7 protein-coding genes and 2 pseudogenes are annotated in these 7953 nt (G+C 38.7%); 3 read left to right on the top strand and 6 right to left on the bottom strand.

Going from position 1 to position 7953, the window contains the following annotated elements:
• Nucleotides 1-75: pseudogene (locus FTU46_RS16370) on the top strand (IS6 family transposase); the annotation flags it as partial.
• 84 nt (nt 76-159) lie between these two features.
• On the opposite strand, the gene FTU46_RS16365 reads toward FTU46_RS16370, so the two are convergent.
• A complete protein-coding gene (locus tag FTU46_RS16365; RefSeq protein ID WP_000030933.1) occupies nt 160-597 on the bottom strand; it encodes a hypothetical protein in 438 nt (145 codons plus the stop codon).
• Between the two features lie 50 nt (nt 598-647).
• Nucleotides 648-3566 carry an AAA family ATPase gene (locus FTU46_RS16360; RefSeq protein ID WP_005119228.1) on the bottom strand — a complete coding sequence of 973 codons (2919 nt, stop codon included), beginning with the start codon at nt 3564-3566 and terminating at the stop codon, nt 648-650.
• 453 nt (nt 3567-4019) lie between these two features.
• On the opposite strand from FTU46_RS16360, the gene FTU46_RS16355 reads away from it, so the two are divergent.
• Nucleotides 4020-4550, top strand: coding sequence for a conjugal transfer protein TraD (locus FTU46_RS16355; RefSeq protein ID WP_000963725.1), 531 nt, complete (start codon nt 4020-4022; stop codon nt 4548-4550).
• A gap of 232 nt (nt 4551-4782) precedes the next feature.
• On the opposite strand, the gene FTU46_RS16350 is transcribed toward FTU46_RS16355, so the two are convergent.
• The 4 genes from FTU46_RS16350 to aph(3'')-Ib all read right to left on the bottom strand — a co-directional run bounded on the left by FTU46_RS16350 (nt 4783) and on the right by aph(3'')-Ib (nt 7612).
• Nucleotides 4783-5193, bottom strand: coding sequence for a hypothetical protein (locus FTU46_RS16350; protein ID WP_001057867.1), 411 nt, complete (start codon nt 5191-5193; stop codon nt 4783-4785).
• A gap of 215 nt (nt 5194-5408) precedes the next feature.
• Nucleotides 5409-5831, bottom strand: a complete 423-nt coding sequence (locus tag FTU46_RS16345) for a hypothetical protein (protein ID WP_000656635.1) — start codon at nt 5829-5831, stop codon at nt 5409-5411.
• 141 nt (nt 5832-5972) lie between these two features.
• Complete coding sequence (locus tag FTU46_RS16340; protein WP_000480968.1) at nt 5973-6809, bottom strand: aminoglycoside O-phosphotransferase APH(6)-Id; 837 nt, start codon at nt 6807-6809, stop codon at nt 5973-5975.
• Nucleotides 6809-7612, bottom strand: coding sequence for an aminoglycoside O-phosphotransferase APH(3'')-Ib (gene aph(3'')-Ib, locus FTU46_RS16335; protein ID WP_001082319.1), 804 nt, complete (start codon nt 7610-7612; stop codon nt 6809-6811). The genes FTU46_RS16340 and aph(3'')-Ib overlap by 1 nt, the downstream gene beginning before the upstream one ends.
• Before the next feature lie 101 nt (nt 7613-7713).
• Here aph(3'')-Ib and FTU46_RS16330 point away from each other — a divergent pair.
• Nucleotides 7714-7953, top strand: a pseudogene (locus FTU46_RS16330) (IS4 family transposase); the annotation flags it as partial.

The following is a 7953-nucleotide window of genomic DNA, read 5'->3' as shown; positions in this document are numbered from 1 at the left end:
GGACAAGCATCGTCATTTTATTATGGTCAGCCTCAGGGTGAAGTGTGTCTAATCAACAGGGTTTTCGGTCTCTAAGTACTTTTTAAAGGGAACATCATCGACTCAAATCTCTATTTGCAACAGTGCCAAAAAAACCAACTTCAAGTTGGTTTTTCTTTTTTAATCATCAGTGGCGACCTTAACACCATATCCAATTAAACCTGCAAGGCTAGCATAGGCTATTTTGGCATAAATCGAACCCCACCAGACCGTAATTTTACTGGCACCAAATTCCCGAACCGTTTGCCCCATAAAATTAGTGGTTTCATAGAAATTTTTAGCAGAATAACCTAACGCAATATGATCAAGGACAGGGAATAAACTAAAAGCTAAACCTACTGCTGCTGCGGGGAAAGTAAACTCTCTTGATAGACCGAATTTTCCAGTAATAAATACAAGCGATACCACGATAATTAATCTAATGATAGTCCATAGCATCACTGTGAAAGGCAAGTTAAAGATGCCTGCTCCCTGCCACGCAAGACCGCAAACAACTAACACGATAAAGCCTACAACTATCAGGAATAATACAAATTTATCATGATCATCTTTACTCATTAAAAAGTCTTTTATGGTTTGTTATTTTCACTTGCTTATGCCAGGTGAAGTTAGATTCTAGGTGTATTTCTAGGGGTAGTATTAAGATTGCTTTGCAGCTTCATCTTGTGATTAGGAGCATTCAAATTTTCTTCCGGTGCAGTAATCTTTTGCTTCAATAACTGCTCACGGTACTCGCTATAAACTTCAGTTTTATTGCGGGCAGTAAAACGGTGTGCGCTCTGATCTTTAAACTCTGTGAAGTACCGATCTGAATACTTAACAGAAAGTTTTTCAAATGGAATCTCATATTCCATATCATTGATTCGAGCTTTAATCATTGGTTTATCTTTCATCTTGTAGGCATCAAGAACCTTTAATTCTGTTCCCTTCTCAAAGGTTTCTTTCTTAAAGAATCCAGTCTTGATCTGTAACCCTTCCTCAAGTTTGAGAAGCTCACCTTTTGCAATTTTCATACCTCTAATGCTACCGATCTCATCACCTAAAATAGATTTAGATTTAAGATTCGCACGAACCTCGGTAACAATTTCTTCCTTCGTGAATGTACGATTCTCTGAAGTTAAAGCATGTATCTTCGAGTTAATTCCGTATATCTCCCGCTTATCTTCAATATGGTGGCGGTGATCTTGCAGATATGCTTTGATCAATTTTTCTTGCTTGTCTACTAAAGTGAAGTCTGTAGAAAATTCTTTCTTTTCTGATCGTCCTAGAACTTTTTTGAAGTTTTCAAAAGGTGTAACTTCTTTTTCAACAGGATTGTAATTCTGATCATATGAGATTTTCCCATCTGGACGTTTAACGAATTCTTTTTCATTCGTGGTAAACGACATAGCAGAATAATTAATTTCGACATTATGTTTATGTCGGGTCAAAGCAACATAAGTTAAATTAGCATTCATGTTCTCACTCGCCACAATATAGGCATTATCAACAGTCATACCTTGTGATGAGTGAATAGTATTTGCATAACCATATTTAAATTGGTTGTATTCATTTAAATCTACTTTAATGATCTCATTATTTCTATCTGACTGAACCATCATAAATTTAATGTTATTAAGATTATCTTTTTCAAAACCGATTACTTTTGCTGTTTCACCATTGCTAACTTTTAATTTTGAATCATTCTGCTTAAATACAATTTTTTCTCCGACAGTAATTTCAATATCACCGAAAGCAGTTTTAACATGATTACCAGTAGCAGAAAGTTGACCATTTTTAATTAATACATTTCTTGCCATGCGGTTTAATTCATTCACATCATTATTTGAATGAGCAAGCATTAACTTATTTTCGCTAGAATCTTCACTCCAAGATTTAATAGTTTTGGCTAGTGCTAGATCGTGAGATTCATATTCATTAACAGCATTAATGGTCTTATAAATATCTAATGCTTTGTCAACTTCATGCTTAGATAACAACTTAGATGCTTCAATCATTTTCTCTGATTCCTTCGCATATTTTTGTCGTTGTATATTTTCTAATGAAGCAATATTTTTCTTATCAAGGTTATCTTGAATATGAGCAAAAGCAGAACCAGCACTAACAGCACTTAACTGATAACTATCACCAACAAGTTTTATTTGAGCATCATGCTTCTCTACGATCATGAGAAGTTTTTGCATGTCTCTTGAGCCGACCATCCCCGCTTCATCTAAGATCAAGACAGTCTTATTATTGATCTCAAAATTACCACTTTCATATCGGGCAAGGAATGAAGCAATTGTACTGCTTGGAATATTACAATCGTCAGAAATAGCTCTAGCTGTAATTGCCTGCAAAGCAATACCATGAACTTTATAATCTGAAGTTTTGAAGGCTTCAGAAACAGCACTAAGAACATAAGACTTACCAGTACCAGCCGAACCATTTAGCAATGAGATTCGATCAGTAGAAGTCAAAGTATAATAGGCTGCTTCTTGCTCTCTATTGAATGTTCTTTTATCAGCAATTTTTACAGCATTTAAAGTGAATTTTTCAGTTAAATTAAATGGCTTCTGTACTCGACTTTGCTCATTGGCATTGTAGATAAATGCAGTAATAGAATCTTCAATTCCGACCAATTCTTTTGATGAGAATACAACCTTATCTTTCCCAAACAACATTGCCATATCAGGACAAGTCATTACAGCTTCATAGGCTTTAAGATATTGTTCTTGACTGTCAGTATGAGCCATAACAAAACGCTCAAGATCACGGGCAGTAAATACAGACTGATTAGAAGTTAAAGCTCTAATAACTTCCGAAGGACGCTCAATAATAATTTCGCCATTTTGATGACGTATATTTTTTATATTTTCATTAATGAAATATTTATGATTACTAACATAATCAGCCCTGAAGTTTTGACTGGATAATTCAAGCCCCTGAGCCTTATAACTTCTATGATCTATACGAGCATCAAGACCTAAATTTTCGCAAAAATCGTTTACATGGTTAGCCCATGATAAGCGTGTATCTGCCACAAAAACTTTAGATGAAAAATAGCGATCTTTACCTGCCCCGCCCTTTTCAGGATTAGTCGGATTGTAGCGTTTAAAGTGTTGTACTTCATCACGATCAATACCATCTAATTTTCTTTCACTAAACATCAAATGAATATGAGGATTTTGTTCACCATCACTTGCTAATGGGCTATGAATTGCATAGGAATATGTGAAGTTTTTACCTAAAGTCTTATCTACAAATTCCTGTACTAATTCTTCACGTTGTTCTTTATTCAATTCTCTAGGCAATGAAATTTCCAATTCAGTATAAATACGTCCATTAATGCGTTCGTTCTTATCTGCTGACTTCCAAAAATGAGCAGCATCTTTAGCCCAATTTGGTAAATTTCCTGATTTTATATTTTCTAAATCTTCTCTTTTGTATTTACCTTCACGATTTATATAAGCGTAATGGCTTGCCCCTCGACTTCCCGAAGAACCGTATTGCCTACCTGATTTAACTGATAAGTGATAAATCGCCATAATTCGCCTATTTTGAATCTGCTTTTTTTGTTTCTCGGAGAGAAACGCGGAAGCGTGCATTCCAACTGCTGTTGTCATGATAACTTCAATATATATTCGCTACAAGGTGATAACCCATAGTTCAGAAACCCCAAATCTGAGGGTCTATAAGTGACACGATTAATAAGGATTTTTTTAAGCTATAAACTGTAATTTTTTGTTATTAGATAGACATTAGGATATTTTTTAAACTAAAGGACTGAAAGCCAATTTTAAAATTTTAAAAATCCTATAAAAAATGATCACCTGGCTAAATATTTTTCAATTCAAGTCATACTCAGAATAAATATTTCTTTAATTGTAAAAGTCAGAAATTAATAATTTAATATGATTTTTGTTGTTTAGTGCTGTAATAGATTTCCTCTATTTTTAGTTATGCTATGATTTAAAAATATTGACAATGAGGAAGTGGCAATGGCTATCGAAAATCTAAAATTTACTGAAGATCAAAAAAAGTTTGTAACTGATGAAATCTCTCGTTTGAAGGGATTAGAGAATAGAAACCAAACTGAAGATTTAATTTTGTCACTTGTTAAAAGTATTGAATCAGGCTCACCAACAAAGCAGCAAATTAGTTCATTTGAACGTGTAATGAAAAATGAATTTAAAAAACATAAAGCACGTTTAGAATTAGAAAAAATTAAGGAAGATGAAAAAAAACTTTTAGCTAGTTTGAAAAAAGATGCTCAAGCTGCTCAAGTTAAAGATCGCAAAAAACGTGAACATAAATTAATTTCAATTGGTGCGCTTTTTGAAATAGTAGATTTCCCAACTGAAGATAAAGGAATTATTACTGGTGTTCTTTTAAAGGCTCTTGAATCATATAAATCCAATCCCCAACATTTTGACAGTTTAAAAATTGCTGGTGACAAATTTATTGCTGATCGGGAACAATCAAAAAAATCTAAATCAACTCTAGTTGATAATTCAGGCTCTACAAATTAAAGAATATTCAAACTGGTAAAAATATAATTTAATTTTTTTCAGTCGCAACCCTGCGGGATTGCTTTGTTAATCCCGCTTATAGGTAACATGGAAGTAGTTGCGGGTCTGCGGTCAGCTAGCCAAAATCACAGATTTTGTCTGCTTCGCTTGCCCCATTCAACAGTAATCAGAGAAGGGAGGATTTTTCAGATTTTTCAGTTCGCAAAGTAGACACTTTGCTCTGCTCTATCGTTTAGGATTCAATATCTTTTTTTGAAAATTCAAAATAAATTAAATCTTTTTTACCTAGCTCAACCATTATTGAATTATAAAAATTGACAGGTAAATTTATAAATTCCTGATGCTCCGACCATAGTGCTTGTTCACCTTTGAATAGATATTTATATCTTGGATTGCCAAGTTCTATACGCTCTTTTTCTTTTGCAATTACTTCCGATCTGATTGCATTAAGCATATCTACAATTTGAATTGCTTTAGGGTCAATTTGATATTCCCTAGAGCTTTTCCCATTAATCCAAAGTTGAGCATCACGGCTATTGTACTTAGTTTCTTCCGTGTGGACTACCTTGTAAAATTCAATTATTTGCTCTGGGCTATATAAACCATTTCTGAAGCATTCAATTTTGAATTGAGCATTATTCATTTTTTCAGTTCCTTAATATTCATTATATGATACGCAATGAACCGCATTTTTTTGAAGCATTAGAAATCTAAACATCAAAAAAATGCGGGTGACTATTACCCCTATTTATTTTCAAATAAGAGCCTTAAATATAATTGCCAATCTTTATATATTAATTTTGAATGCTTCATATTTTCCTCTGTAGTGAATTGACCCCCTTCAGGGGGTCAACTGTTTTATGCGTATGATGATGTATAGCAGCGTTTATAAACTTTTGTACCTGTCGGCAATAATTCAAAATCTAATACTGTTGCATTTGCAGACTGATGAATCACGATATAGTTATCCATGATCTTTTTTTTCATTGGCTCTTTGCTGGTAAATTCATTCGGTAAAGGCACAACATAACCTTGCATTGAACCTGTTGCATCATAAGCCTGTTTAAGTTCACGGATGACACAATATGCCCGGCTTTTCTCAATAACTTGATAGAAGTCTACATTTGTTTGCTCATATCCCCATGAGGTATATAAGATCGTCCCGATCTCTAACTGATCACGGAATTTTTTAATTCGGGCTTTTTGTTCTTCCTTGTTCTTGATGGCGTTTTGATGGCTCAAGTTGTCTGATTGAATATTTTGAGAAACAGCTTCTTTCATACGTTCAACTGTTTTAAATCTAGTGTAGATAAAAGGGGGTCGTTTGCGGGAGAGGGCGAAATCCTACGCTAAGGCTTTGGCCAACGATATTCTCCGGTAAGATTGATGTGTTCCCAGGGGATAGGAGAAGTCGCTTGATATCTAGTATGACGTCTGTCGCACCTGCTTGATCGCGGCCGCGATAGCTAGATCGCGTTGCTCCTCTTCTCCATCCGCGTTCCAAGCTGCGGAAAGGCACCCATAAGCGTACGCCTGGTCGAGCAGGCGACGCGGATCGACGTCCAGCGCACGAGAGAATGCGTCCGCCATCTGTGCAATGCGTCTAGGATCGAGACAAAGGTCGTCTCTGTCAGCCGGATCGTAGAACATATTGGCGGCGCCAAAGCCCACTTCACCGACCAGACCGACGGGATCTATCACCAGCCAGCCGCGACTGGAGAACATGATGTTTTCATGATGCAGATCGCCATGTAGCCCACGCAGTTCCGAGGCATTGCTCATCATTTGATCGGCTATAATCGCCGCGTGGACGTAGTCAGTTTGACAACCTGCGTTTTGATCATCGCGCGCCCGCTGAAACAAAGCTGCAAAGCGATCCCGGATCGGGAGAAGGGCAGAAGGCAGGGGTTCCTCAGATGCGGCATACAGCTTCGCCATTAGTTCCGCTGCAATTTCGGTCGCCTGGTAGTCGCCGTGCTCGGCAACGATGTGAGAGAGCATTCGCTCCCCGGCATATTCGAGCAACATCAGATTGTTCTCACGACCGAGCAACCGGACTGCTCCCCTCCCATTGCGCCATACCAGATAGTCGGCCCCGCGCAGTTCATCAGCAATGTCTTCTATAGGTTTCAATCCCTTGACGATTGCAGGAGTCCCGTCTGGCAATGAAACTTTCCAAACGAGGCTGGAAAAGGTGTCCGCAATGAGAACAGGTTGCGAAACGTGCCAATGAGCAGGAAAAACAGGCGGCATGAACATCAACCCCAAGTCAGAGGGTCCAATCGCAGATAGAAGGCAAGGCGTTCGCGGTCGGGGGCTTCGATCCCCAATACATTGAATAGGACAGCGAAGGCGCGCTCTGCTTCATCTGGCGCTGCCCAGTTCTCTTCGGCGTTAGCAATCATGAGTGCCAAATCGGCATAGCGATCTGCTGTTCCGAGCCGCCCAAGGTCGATCAGACCCGTGCATTGAAGAGTTTTAGGGTCCACCATGAAGTTCGGCATGCAGGGATCACCATGGCAAACAACCATATCGGTGCGCTCTTGGTCGAGCCGCACCGGTAGCTCTCGTTCGACACGAGCCAAAAGATCGAGCTGCGGCGTACTCTTGTCCTCGTCCGGTAAGAAGTCGGGATTGACGGCATTGCGGGACACCACATCAACGGCGCGTCCGAACATTCGCGACAGCCTGCGCTCAAACGGACATTGATCAACCGATAGGCTGTGAACAGCGCCAAGTTGCTGCCCCATTGACGGCCACGCTTTGAGCAAATCCGCTCCAGACAGATCAGCCGCCGGTACTCCCGGAATTGCCGTTATCACCAAGCATGCACCCTCCTGTTCCTCCTGCCAGTTGATCACCTCGGGGCAAGCCACACCTCGACCTTTGAGCCAAATGAGGCGGTCACGCTCTCCAGCGAGCTCACCGCGGCGGGAAGCAGGTGCGATTTTCGCGAAGGCATGCCCGTCACCACGTCGAAAAACAAAATCACCAGATTCTCCGCCTCTGACAGGCAACCAGTCAGAATGCGATTCACCAAAAAAAATATTAGTTCGATTCAATGGAGGTTCCTTCAGTTTTCTGATGAAGCGCTCTGTACACGACAAAAATAGATAACTCATTGAAATAATGTCACAATAATTGTTTTCTAACGACGAATACTATGACACATCTCAATGAGTTATATCTTATCTTAAACAAATCTCTAAAATGGAACAAGTCACATTTAAAGTGCTTTGCGCTCATCATGCTTGTGATTATTTTAAAGCAAACATGTAATCTTTCTTCTGCATCTAAAGCCTTGCCCATCAAGTGTTTACCACAATCATTTTATCGACGTATGCAGCGCTTCTTTGCAGGTCAGTATTTTGATTATCGTCAAATTTCTCAGTTGATTTTCAAT

Source organism: Acinetobacter sp. YH12108 (genome assembly GCF_013419055.1).
Lineage (GTDB): Bacteria > Pseudomonadota > Gammaproteobacteria > Pseudomonadales > Moraxellaceae > Acinetobacter.
Note: the sequence above shows the minus strand (reverse complement) of the source record. Positions and strands in the feature narration are given on the sequence as shown.

Coding starts and splice junctions, on each gene's coding strand:
- FTU46_RS16365 (WP_000030933.1), bottom strand. CDS start 597: ATGAGTAAAGATGATCATGATAAATTTGTATTATTCCTGATAGTTGTA.
- FTU46_RS16360 (WP_005119228.1), bottom strand. CDS start 3,566: ATGGCGATTTATCACTTATCAGTTAAATCAGGTAGGCAATACGGTTCT.
- FTU46_RS16355 (WP_000963725.1), top strand. CDS start 4,020: ATGGCTATCGAAAATCTAAAATTTACTGAAGATCAAAAAAAGTTTGTA.
- FTU46_RS16350 (WP_001057867.1), bottom strand. CDS start 5,193: ATGAATAATGCTCAATTCAAAATTGAATGCTTCAGAAATGGTTTATAT.
- FTU46_RS16345 (WP_000656635.1), bottom strand. CDS start 5,831: ATGAAAGAAGCTGTTTCTCAAAATATTCAATCAGACAACTTGAGCCAT.
- FTU46_RS16340 (WP_000480968.1), bottom strand. CDS start 6,809: ATGTTCATGCCGCCTGTTTTTCCTGCTCATTGGCACGTTTCGCAACCT.